Origin of the sequence: Streptomyces cellostaticus, from assembly GCF_023630175.1 — a bacterium.
Taxonomy (GTDB): Bacteria; Actinomycetota; Actinomycetes; order Streptomycetales; family Streptomycetaceae; genus Streptomyces; species Streptomyces cellostaticus_A.
Genome location: NZ_JALLIN010000003.1, coordinates 1 through 13,967, shown reverse-complemented (window position 1 = coordinate 13,967; position 13,967 = coordinate 1). Strand labels below are relative to the sequence as shown.

Here is a 13,967-nt window from a genome sequence, read left to right as displayed (position 1 = left end):
GGCGGCACCGGACGGAACGCCGACAGCTGTTTCGCCGTCTACCACCCCGCGTCCCGCTTCTGGCCCCCCGCACCTGGCGGAGACGGGCGTCGTGCCGGCCCTGACCACGCCGGTGACGACGGCCGCTTGCTGGTGCCGCGCCGCCGGACCGCATGAGGGGTGTGCGTCCCTTCCACGGGGGGAGGGACGCACCCCGGGGCCGCCCCTCGATTTCCGGGACGTCATGTCTCCGTAACCATCGATTCAGACTGGCTTGCGACGCTCGGCCAATGAAGCCCGTCGTGCCAGAGCCTTCGCCTCCCCCCGAGGGGCCCGCGGGGAACGGGGCCGTGACGCTCCCGCCCGCACGTTCCGACGCGCCTGTCTCGCGCGTGGCGCGGAAGAATGGTGTCATGAGTCAGCAAGACACCCAGGCAGAGGCCCAGCACACGCAGCCCTCCGTGGGCTCCATCGCCGCGCACCGGTCCCACGCGGTCGCCGCGACCGTTTCCGACCTGGAACCCGACCTCGACGCCGACCTCGACGCCTACGAGGAGGCGCAGAGCGGCGGGGCGCCGCTGCCCCAGGGCCGCTTCCTCGACCGGGAGCGAAGCTGGCTCGCCTTCAACGAGCGGGTCCTGGAGCTGGCCGAGGACCCGAACACGCCCCTGCTGGAGCGCGCCAACTTCCTGGCGATCTTCGCCAGCAACCTGGACGAGTTCTTCATGGTCCGGGTGGCCGGCCTGAAGCGCCGCATCGCCACCGGCGTCGCCACCCGCTCCGCGTCCGGCCTCCAGCCGCGCGAGGTGCTGGAGATGATCTGGGCCCGCTCGCGCGAGCTGATGGCCCGGCACGCCGCCTGCTACCACGAGGACGTGGCCCCCGCACTCGCCGACGAGGGCATCCACCTGGTCCGCTGGAACGAGCTGACCGAGAAGGAGCAGGCGCGCCTCTTCACGCTCTTCCGGCACCAGATCTTCCCCGTGCTGACCCCGCTGGCCGTCGACCCCGCGCACCCGTTCCCGTACATCTCCGGCCTGTCCCTGAACCTGGCCGTCGTCGTGCGCAACCCGGTCAGCGGCCACAAGCACTTCGCGCGCGTGAAGGTGCCGCCGCTGCTGTCCCGCTTCCTGGAGGCGGCGCCGGGCCGCTACGTCCCGCTCGAGGACGTCATCGCCGCGCACCTGGAGGAGCTGTTCCCGGGCATGGAGGTGCTGGAGCACCACGCCTTCCGGCTCACCCGCAACGAGGACCTCGAGGTCGAGGAGGACGACGCCGAGAACCTGCTCCAGGCCCTGGAGAAGGAACTCATGCGACGCCGCTTCGGACCGCCGGTGCGCCTGGAGGTCGAGGAGTCCATCGACCGCGAGGTGCTGGACCTGCTGGTCCGCGAGCTGAAGATCTCCGAGGCCGAGGTCTACCCGCTGCCCGGTCCCCTGGACCTCACCGGCCTCTTCCGCATCCACAGCCTCGACCGGCCGGAGCTGAAGTACCCGAAGTTCGTCGCGGGCACCCACCGTGACCTGGCCGAGGTGGAGTCGGCGTCGGCGCCCGACATCTTCGCCGCCCTGCGCGCCCGTGACGTGCTGCTGCACCACCCGTACGACTCCTTCTCCACCTCCGTGCAGGCCTTCCTGGAGCAGGCGGCCGCCGACCCGGACGTACTGGCGATCAAGCAGACCCTGTACCGCACCTCCGGCGACTCCCCGATAGTCGACGCGCTCATCGACGCAGCCGAGTCCGGCAAGCAGGTCCTCGTCCTGGTCGAGATCAAGGCCCGCTTCGACGAGCACGCCAACATCAAGTGGGCGCGCAAGCTGGAGGAGGCGGGCTGCCACGTGGTGTACGGCCTGGTCGGCCTGAAGACGCACTGCAAGCTGTCCCTGGTGGTCCGCCAGGAGGGCGAGACCCTCCGCCGCTACAGCCACGTCGGCACCGGCAACTACCACCCGAAGACGGCCCGGCTGTACGAGGACCTCGGGCTGCTCACCGCCGACCCGCAGGTCGGCGCGGACCTCTCCGACCTGTTCAACCGGCTGTCCGGCTACTCCCGCCGGGAGACCTACCGCCGCCTCCTCGTCGCCCCCAAGTCGCTGCGCGACGGCCTGATAGCGCGCATCGACAAGGAGGTCCAGCACCACCGGGCGGGACGCCCCGCCTTCGTGCGCATCAAGGTCAACTCGATGGTCGACGAGGCGATCATCGACGCGCTGTACCGCGCCTCCCAGGCCGGCGTGCCGGTCGACGTGTGGGTGCGCGGCATCTGCGCGGTCCGGCCCGGCGTCGCGGGCCTGTCGGAGAACATCCGGGTCCGCTCCATCCTCGGCCGCTTCCTCGAGCACTCCCGGGTGTTCGCCTTCGGCAACGGCGGCGAACCCGAGGTGTGGATCGGCAGCGCCGACATGATGCACCGCAACCTCGACCGCCGGATCGAGGCCCTGGTCCGGGTGACCGACCCCGGCCACCGGGCGGCCCTGAACCGGCTGCTCGACACCGGCATGTCCGACACCACCGCCTCCTGGCACCTCGGTCCCGACGGCGAGTGGACCCGGCACGCGACCGACGCTGACGGACAGCCCCTGCGCAACGTCCAGGAGATGCTCATAGACGCCCGGAGGCGCCGGCGTGGCACAGCGACACCTTGACCCGACGGACCCCTCGGCCCAGGCGGTGACCGGGGAAGCCCTCGCGGGCTACCTCCGCGCCCGGGCCACGGAGTTCCTCCGCGCGCTGCGCACGCACCGGGAGACCGGCGGCGTCCCGGCGGGCGGCGCGGAGGAGTCCGTCGACCCGGCGCTGCTGCTGCGCCGCTCGGCCCGCCGCATCAGCGCCAGCCTGCACACCTTCCGCCCGCTGCTCGATGCGGACTGGTCGGAGGAGATGCGCCCGGAACTGGCCTGGCTGTCGGGCACCCTGAAGCTGGAGCACGCCTACGAGGCCCGCCTGGAACGGCTGCTGCAGGCCCTCAACCGGCTCTCGGGCACCGCGGCGCTGCCGGCCCAGCCGGTGGCCGCGATGGCCGTCGGCACCCCGTCCGAAGGGGCCGGGCCGGCCGCGGGCGGTCCCGGCGCCGGGACGGCACCCGTCCCGGTGAGCACGGCGCCGCCCGGCACCGCCCGTCCGGCGGTGCCGGCCCCGGAGCGCGGCAGCCTGACGGTCGGCGCGGCCCGGGCGGGGGCCCTGCTGGAGCGCCAGCTCACCCTGGCCCGGACCCGGGCCCACTCCACGGCCCTGCAGGCCCTCGGCTCCTCCCGCTTCCACGCGGTCGCGGACAAGGTGGCCTTACTGGCGAGCGAGGTCCCGCTCACCCCCCACGCGCCCGGCACCGCGCTGCACCCCCTCGCCGCCGCGGCCGAGGAACGCCTCACCCAGGCCGTCACCGCCCTGCCGCTGCTCACCGCGGGCCACCCCTACAACGCGGAGGCCCTGGTCCACGGCCTGTCCCCGGACCCGTCCCCGCACCCCCAGGACGGGCCCTGGCACCAGGTCCGCCTGCTGCTGCGCCTGCACCGCTACGCCCGCGAGGTGCTGCACGGCACCAACTCCCCGGCCGACGTACGGCTGCTGACGGCCGGCCAGTCGCTGAACCGGCACCGGGACGCCTCGGAGGCGGCGGCAGCGGCGGCCCAGGCGGCCCGTACCCCCCGCATCGCCCCCGCGACGGCGTACGCGCTGGGCGTGCTCCACGCCGACCAGCGGCACGAGGTGGAGGCGGCCAGGTTCGCCTTCCAGCAGGCCTGGCAGAAGCAGGCGGTCGGCGCTTCCTGAAACCCCCGCGAGGAGGCGGTGTGAACGACACCACGGTCGAGGCGGCGGGCTGCGTCCTGTGGCGCCGCTCGCCGGCGGCCGGCGGTCTGGAGCTCTGCCTGGTCCACCGGCCCAAGTACGACGACTGGTCCCACCCGAAGGGCAAGCTGAAGCGGGGCGAGGACGCGCTCGCGGGCGCCCTGCGCGAGGTCGCCGAGGAGACCGGTTACGCGGCCGAGCCCGGCCCCGAGCTGCCGACCCTGAGCTATCCGGCCAACGGCCGGCCCAAACGGGTGCGCTACTGGGCGGCCGAGGCCACCGCCGGAGCCTTCGCCCCGAACGCCGAGGTGGACCGGATCCTGTGGCTCTGTCCCGCCGAGGCCCGCCACCGGCTGACCCATCCCCGCGACCGCGATCTCGTCGACGCCCTCACCCGGCACTTCGAGCGCCGCTGACCGGCCGCCCGGGACGCCTCACCCCGGCTCCGCGTGCGCCTGCGCGTCCGCTCTGGCGAGACTGCGGGCCCGGCGGGCCGGGCCGCGCCAGCCGCAGGTGCAGCGGGCCACGCAGAAGCGGCCCTGCTCGGTCGTCGTCGTGAGGTGTTCCTGCCCCTGCCGGGCTCGCCCCGGCCCGTCCTGCTGCACCACGGTGACAACGGTACGGCAGCGCGTGACGGTGCTCCCTACCGGTCGTTAACCAGGCAGACAGGGGGCCCGTGACGGACCTACCGGCTGGGGGTTTCACGCGATGGATCGGCGGCAGTACAGGCGCGCGGGAAGGACCGCCCTCGCGGTGGGAGTCGTGCTCGGGCTGGGGGCGGCCGCCACCGGGTGCACCGGTGACCGGGCCGCCGCCGAGGGCGCGCACGGCGTCGGCGGCGACCCGGCGACCGTGCTGCGGCGGGCCGCGGACACCCTGCGGGAGGCGGGCAGCTCCAAGACGACCACGTCCATGGAGATGGCGACCGGCGGCACCCGGGTCACCATCCGCGGCCGGGGCGGCTACGACTTCCGGCACCGGCTCGGGGAGCTGACCGTCGTACTCCCGGACGACCCCGCGGGCACCCCCGAGCACCGGCCCATCACCGAGCTCCTCGCCCCCGGCGCCCTGTACATGAAGAACCGGGGCGCGGGCGTACCCGCCGACAAGTGGGTGCGGGTGGAGACCGCGGCCCTGTCCGACGGCAACCTCGTCACCGGCGGCGCCACCGACCCGTACGCGGCGGCGGAGGTGCTGCGCGGCACGCGCACGGCGACGTACGTCGGACGGACCGAGGTCGGCGGGACCCCGGTGCGGCACTACCGGGGTACGGCGGACCTGGCCGGCGCCTCGGCGAACGCCTCGGCGGACAACCGGGCGGCGCTGGCCGCGGCGGCGAAGGGGTTCGCCACGGCGGAGGTGCCGTTCGACGTCTACCTGGACGACCAGGGCCGCATCCGCAAGCTGCGCCAGCGCTTCAGCTTCGTCAACGGCCGCGAGAAGACGCCGGTCGCGGTCGCCTCGACCACACTGCTGTTCGAGTTCGGCACCCCCGTCGACGTGCGGCTGCCGAGCCCGGGGGACATCTACGCGGGCCGCATCGCCGAGAGCGGGGCCGGCGAGGCGCCCGCGCCGGGGGCGAGATCCAGTCAGGGCACTAGTCAGTGACGCACCTGTCGAACTAGCCCGTCCGTGCCATGCGCGGTGCGTGGGGCGCTGCCTACTCTAGGAAGTCGGTGACGGCAGAGACGAGGTGACGCACGTGGCTCCGCTCGGCGGTACGGCAGTTCAGGACCATGTGGCCCTCGCCGAGATCGAGCTGTGCGGAGAGCTGATCATCGCCGCCTCGGCCGCCGAGGACCGGCTGAGCATGGAGAGCATCGACGAGGTGCTGCGGGTGGCCGAGGAGCGGAAATCCGCCGATCGCCCCCCGGGCCGGGACGCGCTCTGAGACCCACGGGACACCCGGCTCAGGTGCGCAGCAGCCGGCCGATCGCCTTCGTCGCCTCGTCCACCTTGGTCTCGATCTCCTCGCCGCCCTTGAGGGCCGCGTCCGCCACGCAGTGCCGCAGGTGCTCCTCCAGCAGTTGCAGCGCGAAGGACTGCAGGGCCTTGGTGGAGGCGGACACCTGGGTGAGTATGTCGATGCAGTACGTGTCCTCGTCGACCATGCGCTGCAGACCGCGGATCTGGCCCTCGATACGGCGCAGCCGCTTGAGGTGCTCGTCCTTCTGCTTGTGGTAGCCGTGCGTGGCGCCGGCCTCGGTCGTCGTCATCACGGGCCTCCATGTCGGGACGGGCTGTGGATACATACCCCTAGTGGGTATATGGTAGCGAATTTCGTGGGGTAGAGGGCCCTTGGTACGCCCCCGTGCCGATCGCCCGGAACGATGGGCGACACTGGGAGACGGCCCGATAGCCGTGGCCGGATGTTGCGCCTAGCATCAGCCTGACCGAAACCGAAGCACCTAGAGGACCCCACGTGCGCTTTCGTCTGACCCCCAGGGAGACGAGCTTCTACGACATGTTCGCCGCGTCCGCGGACAACATCGTCACCGGCTCGAAGCTCCTGATGGAACTGCTCGGGGCGGACTCTTCCGCCCGGGCCGAGATCGCAGAGCGTATGCGGGCCGCGGAACACGCAGGTGACGACGCCACGCACGCGATCTTCCACCAGCTGAACTCCTCCTTCATCACGCCCTTCGACCGTGAGGACATCTACGCCCTCGCCGGGTCCCTGGACGACATCATGGACTTCATGGAGGAGGCCGTCGACCTGGTCGTCCTCTACAACGTCGAGGAGCTGCCCAAGGGCGTCGAGCAGCAGATCGAGGTGCTGGCCAGGGCGGCCGAGCTGACCGCGGAGGCGATGCCGAACCTGCGCACGATGGACAACCTCACCGAGTACTGGATCGAGGTCAACCGGCTCGAGAACCAGGCCGACCAGATCCACCGCAAGCTGCTGGCGCACCTCTTCAACGGCAAGTACGACGCCATCGAGGTGCTGAAGCTGAAGCAGATCGTGGATGTGCTCGAGGAGGCGGCGGACGCGTTCGAGCACGTGGCGAACACGGTGGAGACCATCGCCGTCAAGGAGTCCTGAGGCGTCGATGGACACCTTCGCCCTGATCGTGACCGTCGCGGTCGCGCTCTTCTTCACGTACACGAACGGCTTCCACGACTCGGCCAACGCGATCGCGACCTCGGTGTCGACGCGGGCGCTGACCCCGCGGGCGGCGCTCGCCATGGCCGCGGTGATGAACCTCGCCGGTGCCTTCCTCGGCTCCGGGGTCGCCAAGACCGTCAGCGAGGGCCTGATCGAGACACCGCAGGGTTCCAAGGGGATGGCCATCCTCTTCGCCGCACTGATCGGCGCGATCGTCTGGAACCTGCTGACCTGGTACTTCGGCCTGCCCTCGTCGTCCTCGCACGCCCTCTTCGGCGGCATGGTCGGCGCGGCGCTCGCGGGCGGCACCGACGTGCTCTGGAACGGCGTCCTGGACAAGGTCGTCATCCCGATGTTCCTGTCGCCGGTGGTCGGCCTGATCGTCGGCTACCTGGTGATGACGGCCATCCTGTGGCTGTTCCGCCGGTCCAACCCGCACAAGGCCAAGCGCGGCTTCCGGATAGCGCAGACGGTGTCGGCGGCCGCGATGGCACTCGGGCACGGCCTGCAGGACGCCCAGAAGACCATGGGTGTCGTGGTGCTGGCCCTGGTCATCTCGGGTCACGAGACCTTCGGCGACCCCATCCCGGTCTGGGTCAAGATCATCTGTGCCGTGATGCTGTCCCTGGGCACGTACGCCGGCGGCTGGCGGATCATGCGCACGCTGGGCCGGAAGATCATCGAGCTCGACCCGCCGCAGGGGTTCGCGGCCGAGGCCACGGGCGCGTCGATCATGTTCACCACGGCGTTCATCTTCAAGGCGCCGATCTCCACCACCCATGTCATCACCTCGGCGATCATGGGCGTCGGCGCGACGAAGCGGCTGAACGCGGTGCGCTGGGGCGTGGCCAAGAACATCGTCATGGGCTGGTTCATCACGATGCCGGCGGCGGCCCTGGTCGCCGCGGCGGCCTTCGGGATCGTGAACCTGGCCGTCCTCTAGTACCGCCTCGCGGCACCGGCTGGTACCGCCTCGCGGCACCGGCTGGTACCGCCTCGCGGCACCGGCGCCGCTACGAACGCGACCGGGCCCGCCCCCGAGAACCGGGGGCGGGCCCTTTTGCGTCCTCGCGGTGGCACCGCCATGCAGCACCGCGAGGGGATCTGGGGCTACCCGAAGCGCCCGGAGATGTAGTCCTCCGTGGCCTGCACCGACGGGTTGGAGAAGATCCGCTCGGTGTCGTCGATCTCGATCAGCCGACCGGGCTGGCCGACCGCCGCCAGGTTGAAGAACGCCGTACGGTCCGACACCCGGGCCGCCTGCTGCATGTTGTGCGTCACGATGACGATCGTGAAGCGCTCCTTCAGCTCACCGATCAGGTCCTCGATGGCGAGCGTGGAGATCGGGTCCAGGGCCGAGCACGGCTCGTCCATCAGCAGCACCTTCGGCTCCACGGCGATCGCCCGGGCGATGCAGAGCCGCTGCTGCTGGCCGCCGGACAGGCCCGAGCCGGGCTTGTTCAGCCGGTCCTTGACCTCGTTCCAGAGGTTCGCGCCCTTCAGCGACTTCTCCACGATGTCGCTGAGCTCGGACTTCCGGTAGCTGCCGTTCAGCCGCAGCCCCGCCGCCACGTTGTCGAAGATCGACATCGTGGGGAAGGGGTTCGGCCGCTGGAACACCATGCCGACCTCGCGCCGTACCGACACCGGGTCGATCCCGGCGCCGTACAGGTCCTCGTCGTCCAGCAGCACCTTGCCCTCGACACGGCCGCCGGAGGTCACCTCGTGCATCCGGTTCAGCGTGCGCAGGAACGTCGACTTGCCGCAGCCGGACGGCCCGATGAACGCCGTCACCGAGCGCGGCTCGACCGTCATCGAGATGTCCTCGATCGCCTTGTGGGAGCCGTAGTAAGCGGTGAGTCCGCTCACGTCGATTCGCTTGGCCATAACTACTTCACTTCCAGTCAGTCGCTGAGGGGGTCGCCACGCGGCCTGAGCCGCCATTCGATGCCTTAGCGACCGGTCTTCGGGGCCTTCCAGCGGGCGATGCCCCGGGCCACCATGTTGAGGATCATCACGAAGGCGATCAGCGTGAGCGAGGCCGCCCACGCACGGTCGTACGCCGCGTTGGCACCAGCGCTCTGCGAGTACTGCTGGTAGATGTACAGCGGCAGCGACGCCTGCGCGCCCTCGAAGGGGTTGTTGTTGATGAACGGGTTGCCGAACACCAGCAGCAGCACCGGCGCGGTCTCGCCCGCGATACGGGCGACGGCGAGCATGACGCCGGTGGTGATGCCGCCGATCGAGGTCGGCAGGACCACCTTGAGGATGGTGCGCCACTTGGGCACGCCCAGCGCCAGCGACGCCTCGCGCAGCTCGTTCGGCACGAGCTTGAGCATCTCCTCGGTGGAGCGGACCACGACGGGCATCATCAGGATGGCCAGCGCGAGCGAACCGGCGAAGCCGAAGGGCTGCATCTTGAAGATCAGCATCAGGCTCAGGATGAACAGGCCCGCGACGATGGACGGGATGCCGGTCATCACGTCGACGAAGAAGGTGACGGCCTTGGCGAGCCTGCCGCGCCCGTACTCCACCAGGTAGATCGCGGTGAGGATGCCGACCGGCGCGCCGATCAGGGTGGCGAGGCCGACCTGCTCCAGGCTGCCGATGATGGCGGCGTAGATGCCGCCGCCCGGCTCGGAGTCGGCGACGACCCCCATGGAGTGGGTCAGGAAGTAGACGTCCAGGACCTTCACACCGCGCGCCACGGTCACCCAGATCAGGGAGACCAGCGGGACGACGGCGAGCAGGAAGGCGACCCAGACGAGCGAGGTCGCGACGCGGTCCTTGGCCTGTCGGCGGCCCTCCACGCGGGCGGCGACACCGAACGTGCCGAGGACGAACAGGATCGCGGCGATCAGGCCCCACTGGACCTTGCTGTCCAGGCCGGCGGCGAGGCCGATGCCCACCGCGACCACGAGGGATCCGGCGGCGATGGCCCAGGGGGACCACTTCGGCAGGCTCGCGCCGCGCAGCGAACCGGCGCGCTTGTCGGCGAGGCTGGCGGTGCTCATGCGTTGGCCCCCGAGTACTCCTTGCGGCGGGCGATGATCGCGCGGGCCGCACCGTTGACCAGCAGGGTGATGACGAACAGGACGAGACCGGAGGCGATCAGCGCGTCACGGCCGTCCTGCGTCGCCTCGCTGAACTTGCTGGCGATGTTCTGGGCGAAGGTGCCGCCGCCCGGGTTGAGCAGGCTGGCCTGGATGTCGAAGGTCGGGGAGAGCACGGTGGCGACGGCCATCGTCTCGCCGAGGGCCCGGCCGAGGCCGAGCATCGAGGCGGAGATCACGCCGGAGCGGCCGAAGGGCAGCACCGCCATGCGGATGACCTCCCAGCGCGTGGCGCCGAGGGCCAGCGCGGCCTCCTCGTGCATCTGCGGGACCTGCCGGAAGACCTCGCGGCTCACATTGGTGATGATCGGCAGGATCATGATCGCGAGGAGGATGCCGACGGTGAGCATCGAGCGCGGGGCGCCGCCCTCCCAGTCGAAGACGCCGGTCCAGCCCAGGTACCGGTCCAGCCATCCGTAGAGGCCGGTCATGTGCGGTACGAGGACCAGCGCGCCCCACAGGCCGTACACGATGGACGGCACGGCGGCGAGCAGGTCGATCACGTAGGCGACCGGGCCGGCCAGTCTGCGCGGCGCGTAGTGCGTGATGAACAGCGCGATGGCGACCGAGATCGGGACCGCGATGGCCATGGCGACGACCGAGGAGACGATCGTGCCGAAGGCCAGCACCGCGATACCGAAGACCGGCGGGTTGAGGTTGGTGTTCCACTCGAAGGTGGTCAGGAAGTTGCCGTGGTCCCTGCTGATCGCGAGCGAGGCGCGGTAGGTGAGGAAGACCGCGATCGCGGCCATGATCACCAGCAGCAGGATGCCCGAGCCCCGGGACAGGCCGAGGAAGACGCGGTCACCGGGGCGGGTCGCGCCGCGGGCGCCGCGGGCCTGCCCGCTCAGGGTCGGCTCGGGACTGGGGGGAGGTGCGTCAGTGGTCTGCGTCGATATGTCCATCGGGTTCTCCGGTCTGCGGAGCCGCTTCGACGAGCGGCTCGGTGGAGCCGTGCGCCCGTCGTGGGGCGGTACGGCTCCGGGCGGCGGTGCACCGGACGGTGCGGCCCGGCCCGCGGGGGCCGGACCGCACTCAGGTCAGTTCAGGCCCTCGATGGTGCTGCGGACCTTGGCGATGATCTCGTCGGGGACGGGCGCGTAGTCGATGCCCGAGAGGATCTTCTGGCCGTCCTCGCTGGCGATGTAGCGCAGGAAGGCCTTGGTGGCGGGCAGGCTGTCCGCCTTGTTGCCCTTGTCGCAGACGATCTCGTACGTGACCAGGGTGATCGGGTACGCGCCCTCGGCCTTGGTCTTGTAGTCGAGCTGCAGCGCCAGGTCCTTGCCGGTGCCGACGACCTTGGCGGCCGCGATGTCGGCGGTGGCGCTCTCGGTGCTGGGCGTGACCGGCTTGCTGGCACCCGTGTCGATGGCGACGGGCTTGATGCCGTCCGAGACGTAGGACAGCTCGAAGTAGCCGATGGCGCCGGCCGTCTGCTTCACCTGCTGGGCCACGCCCGCGGACTGCGGAGCGGACTGGCCGCCCTTGGCCTGCCAGGCCTTGCCGCCGGAGTACTTCCAGTTGTCCGGGGTGGTGGCGATCAGGTACTTGGTGAAGTTGTCCGTGGTGCCGGACTCGTCCGAGCGGTGGAACGCCTGGATCTTGAGGTCGGGAAGCTTCGCCGACGGGTTCAGCTTCTTGATCGCCGGGTCGTTCCAGTTGCTGATCTTGCTGTCGAAGATCTTGGCGAGGGTCGGCGCGTCCAGGACCAGGTCGTCCACACCCGGGACGTTGACGCCGACGGCGATCGGGCCGCCGACCATCGGCAGGTCGATGCCCTGGCCGCCGGAGCAGACCTTCTTGGAGGCGGTGACCTCTTCGGGCTTCAGCGCGGAGTCGGAGCCGGCGAAGGCGACCTGGCCCTGCGTGAACGCGGTGACACCGGCACCCGAGCCGCCGCCCTTGTAGTTGATCTGCACGCCGCAGGCCTGCGAGAAGTTCTTCACCCAGGCGTCGATCGCGTTCTTCTGCGCGGAGGAGCCGTCGGCGAGGAGCTGCCCCTTGGCATCGTCGCACTTGATGGAGCCGGCGCTGGAGGACGACGAAGAGTTGTCCGTCGTCTTCTTGCCCGTGTCGTCGGAGCCGCACGCCGTGAGGGCCAGGGCGCCGGAGACGGCGACAGCACCGAGCGAGAGGGCGCGCAGCCGGTTCTTGCGCTGAAGCTTCACTTTCGGGAGTTCCTTCCAGGAGCCGCCGCAGTCGGCGGCGTGCGAAGACATCGAAGGTGCATGGGAGCGTTCATCGCCGCCCTGAGCACCGCGTAAGGCCGAAATTAGGCAGAACAGGTGAAGCCGCCGATGGCCGGAAGTGAACGAGGGGTGAACCCCTGCCGTCGGCCCGGTGAGGTCACGGAATGCTTACGGGGAGGGCACGTGGAGGTTCCGACATCCCTGTCGCGCGGACACGCCCTCGTTGTTCTTCCTAGTGCGACGGGAACCCGTGTGCGCATGGCGTCGTCTCGTTCCAGGAGAGCCGAGGAAGGGCGACGGACATGGAACGGCGTACGTTCATCACGGGCGGCACGGCCGCGCTGGCCACCACCGCGCTGACGGGCTGCAGCTCCGGCACGGGCGCCTCCGCGCGGTCCTCGGCGCGGTCCCTCTCATCCTCGGGTACGGCGCTGAAGACCACCAGCCGGACCGCCGCCGCCGACTGGGCGGCCCTCGCCCGCGACCTCGACGGCTCCCTGGTGCGTCCCGGCGACGCGAACTGGACGACGGCCCACCAGCTCTACAACACCCGCTTCGACGGCCTGAAGCCCGCCGCGGTGGCCTACGTCGCGCACACCGCCGACATCCGGACCACGCTGGCGTACGCCAGGGCCCACGGCGTACGCGTGTCGATACGCAACGGCGGCCACTCCTACGCGGGCTACTCCTCCGGCGACGACCGGCTCGTGCTCGACGTCTCCCGGCTGAACCGGATCCGGGTGAGCGGCGGACAGGCGGTGGTCGGCGCCGGCTCCAAACTGATCGACGTCTACCGCGGGCTCGCCGCCAAGGGCGTGACCATACCCGCCGGCTCCTGCCCCACCGTCGGCGTCTCCGGACTGGTCCTCGGCGGCGGCCACGGTGTCGCCTCCCGCGCCTACGGCCTGACCTGCGACAGCCTCACCCGGGCGACGCTCGTCACCGCCGACGGCACCCAGGTGACGGCCGACGCGCACCACCACTCCGACCTGTTCTGGGCGCTGCGCGGCGCCGGCAACGGCAATTTCGGCGTCGTCACGGAACTGCACTTCAGGACCCACCCGGCGCCGCAGGCCGTGACGGCCTACCTGACATGGCCCTGGTCCAAGGCAGCCGCGGTCGTCAGGGCCTGGCAGGAGTGGGGCCCGTCCCAGCCGGACGAGATCTGGTCCTCCCTGCACCTGTCCTGCGCACCGGGCCGGACCCCGAGCGTGTCGGTGGCCTGTTTCTCCCTGGGCACCTACGGCGAGCTGCAGAACGCCGTGGACCGTCTGGCCCACCGGGCCGGCGCGAACGCCTCCTCCGTGTCACTGCGCCGCCGGGGGTACGAGGAGGCCATGGAGATCTACGCCGGCTGCTCCTCCTTCTCCTCCGACGCCCAGTGCCACCTGCCCGGCTCCACCCCGGGCCGTTCCGCCCAGGGCAGGCTGGGCCGGGAGACGTACGCGGCCCGCTCCGACTTCTTCGACCGCTCGCTGTCCACCGCGGGCGTCCAGACGCTGCTCAGCCGGATCGGCTCCGTGCGCGGCGGCGCGGGCAGCATCGCGCTCACCGCGCTCGGCGGCGCGGTCAACCGGGTCTCCCCCACGGCGACGGCCTTCGTCCACCGCCGCTCCCGGATGCTGGCCCAGTACATCGCCTCCTGGGGCGCGGGCGCCTCCGGCGGTACGGCGCAGTCGTGGCTGGCCTCGACCCACCAGGCCATGGCGCCCTACGCCTCCGGCGCGGCCTACCAGAACTACACGGACCCGACCCTGAGGAACTGGCGCAAGGCCTACTTCGGAGACGCCGCCG

The 13,967-nt window shown here is 71.1% G+C and carries 14 protein-coding genes; 8 read left to right on the top strand and 6 right to left on the bottom strand.

The window, feature by feature from the left end; genetic code table 11:
• Positions 1 to 269: 269 nt before the first annotated feature.
• From MXD57_RS02335 to MXD57_RS02325, 3 genes are read left to right on the top strand one after another with little or no spacing between them, the layout of a single operon-like run.
• Positions 270 to 2,624 carry an RNA degradosome polyphosphate kinase gene (locus tag MXD57_RS02335; RefSeq protein ID WP_374114639.1) on the top strand — a complete coding sequence of 785 codons (2,355 nt, stop codon included), beginning with the start codon at positions 270 to 272 and terminating at the stop codon, positions 2,622 to 2,624.
• Positions 2,605 to 3,747: a CHAD domain-containing protein gene (locus MXD57_RS02330; RefSeq protein ID WP_250399556.1), complete on the top strand. Its 1,143-nt coding sequence runs from the start codon at positions 2,605 to 2,607 to the stop codon at positions 3,745 to 3,747. The genes MXD57_RS02335 and MXD57_RS02330 overlap by 20 nt, the downstream gene beginning before the upstream one ends.
• A gap of 20 nt (positions 3,748 to 3,767) precedes the next feature.
• A complete protein-coding gene (locus MXD57_RS02325) occupies positions 3,768 to 4,181 on the top strand; it encodes an NUDIX hydrolase (RefSeq protein ID WP_250399555.1) in 414 nt (137 codons plus the stop codon).
• 18 nt (positions 4,182 to 4,199) lie between these two features.
• On the opposite strand, the gene MXD57_RS02320 is transcribed toward MXD57_RS02325, so the two are convergent.
• Complete coding sequence (locus MXD57_RS02320) at positions 4,200 to 4,373, bottom strand: hypothetical protein (protein ID WP_250399554.1); 174 nt, start codon at positions 4,371 to 4,373, stop codon at positions 4,200 to 4,202.
• A gap of 100 nt (positions 4,374 to 4,473) precedes the next feature.
• Between MXD57_RS02320 and MXD57_RS02315 the strand changes: the two genes are divergently transcribed.
• Together MXD57_RS02315 and MXD57_RS02310 are read left to right on the top strand one after the other, a co-directional pair.
• Positions 4,474 to 5,373: a hypothetical protein gene (locus MXD57_RS02315; RefSeq protein ID WP_250399553.1), complete on the top strand. Its 900-nt coding sequence runs from the start codon at positions 4,474 to 4,476 to the stop codon at positions 5,371 to 5,373.
• Positions 5,374 to 5,458: 85 nt separating this feature from the next.
• The gene (locus tag MXD57_RS02310; RefSeq protein ID WP_250399552.1) at positions 5,459 to 5,656 is read left to right on the top strand and encodes a hypothetical protein; all 198 of its coding nucleotides are present in this window, start codon (positions 5,459 to 5,461) and stop codon (positions 5,654 to 5,656) included.
• A gap of 19 nt (positions 5,657 to 5,675) precedes the next feature.
• On the opposite strand, the gene MXD57_RS02305 is transcribed toward MXD57_RS02310, so the two are convergent.
• Positions 5,676 to 5,981: a metal-sensitive transcriptional regulator gene (locus tag MXD57_RS02305; protein ID WP_250399551.1), complete on the bottom strand. Its 306-nt coding sequence runs from the start codon at positions 5,979 to 5,981 to the stop codon at positions 5,676 to 5,678.
• Between the two features lie 206 nt (positions 5,982 to 6,187).
• On the opposite strand from MXD57_RS02305, the gene MXD57_RS02300 reads away from it, so the two are divergent.
• Positions 6,188 to 6,808, top strand: a complete 621-nt coding sequence (locus MXD57_RS02300; protein WP_015493282.1) for a DUF47 domain-containing protein — start codon at positions 6,188 to 6,190, stop codon at positions 6,806 to 6,808.
• Between the two features lie 7 nt (positions 6,809 to 6,815).
• Positions 6,816 to 7,814, top strand: a complete 999-nt coding sequence (locus MXD57_RS02295) for an inorganic phosphate transporter (protein ID WP_250399550.1) — start codon at positions 6,816 to 6,818, stop codon at positions 7,812 to 7,814.
• 167 nt (positions 7,815 to 7,981) lie between these two features.
• Here MXD57_RS02295 and pstB read toward each other — a convergent pair whose 3' ends face one another.
• The 4 genes from pstB to pstS form a co-directional block, all read right to left on the bottom strand.
• Positions 7,982 to 8,758, bottom strand: coding sequence for a phosphate ABC transporter ATP-binding protein PstB (gene pstB / locus MXD57_RS02290; RefSeq protein WP_199213570.1), 777 nt, complete (start codon positions 8,756 to 8,758; stop codon positions 7,982 to 7,984).
• Between the two features lie 65 nt (positions 8,759 to 8,823).
• A complete protein-coding gene (pstA, locus tag MXD57_RS02285) occupies positions 8,824 to 9,885 on the bottom strand; it encodes a phosphate ABC transporter permease PstA (protein ID WP_250399549.1) in 1,062 nt (353 codons plus the stop codon).
• Complete coding sequence (gene pstC, locus MXD57_RS02280) at positions 9,882 to 10,889, bottom strand: phosphate ABC transporter permease subunit PstC (protein WP_250399548.1); 1,008 nt, start codon at positions 10,887 to 10,889, stop codon at positions 9,882 to 9,884. Before pstC ends, pstA begins: the two co-directional genes overlap by 4 nt.
• Before the next feature lie 135 nt (positions 10,890 to 11,024).
• Positions 11,025 to 12,152 carry a phosphate ABC transporter substrate-binding protein PstS gene (gene pstS / locus MXD57_RS02275; RefSeq protein WP_250399547.1) on the bottom strand — a complete coding sequence of 376 codons (1,128 nt, stop codon included), beginning with the start codon at positions 12,150 to 12,152 and terminating at the stop codon, positions 11,025 to 11,027.
• Between the two features lie 323 nt (positions 12,153 to 12,475).
• Here pstS and MXD57_RS02270 point away from each other — a divergent pair.
• The coding region (locus MXD57_RS02270) for an FAD-binding oxidoreductase (RefSeq protein ID WP_250399546.1) at positions 12,476 to 13,967 on the top strand (1,492 nt) is incomplete at its 3' end.

What these genes read in the sequence shown, in the direction of transcription:
- MXD57_RS02335 (WP_374114639.1), top strand. Translation starts at nt 270, where the DNA reads ATGAAGCCCGTCGTGCCAGAGCCTTCGCCTCCCCCCGAGGGGCCCGCG.
- MXD57_RS02315 (WP_250399553.1), top strand. Translation starts at nt 4,474, where the DNA reads ATGGATCGGCGGCAGTACAGGCGCGCGGGAAGGACCGCCCTCGCGGTG.
- MXD57_RS02305 (WP_250399551.1), bottom strand. Translation starts at nt 5,981, where the DNA reads ATGACGACGACCGAGGCCGGCGCCACGCACGGCTACCACAAGCAGAAG.
- MXD57_RS02295 (WP_250399550.1), top strand. Translation starts at nt 6,816, where the DNA reads ATGGACACCTTCGCCCTGATCGTGACCGTCGCGGTCGCGCTCTTCTTC.
- pstB (WP_199213570.1), bottom strand. Translation starts at nt 8,758, where the DNA reads ATGGCCAAGCGAATCGACGTGAGCGGACTCACCGCTTACTACGGCTCC.
- pstA (WP_250399549.1), bottom strand. Translation starts at nt 9,885, where the DNA reads ATGAGCACCGCCAGCCTCGCCGACAAGCGCGCCGGTTCGCTGCGCGGC.
- pstC (WP_250399548.1), bottom strand. Translation starts at nt 10,889, where the DNA reads ATGGACATATCGACGCAGACCACTGACGCACCTCCCCCCAGTCCCGAG.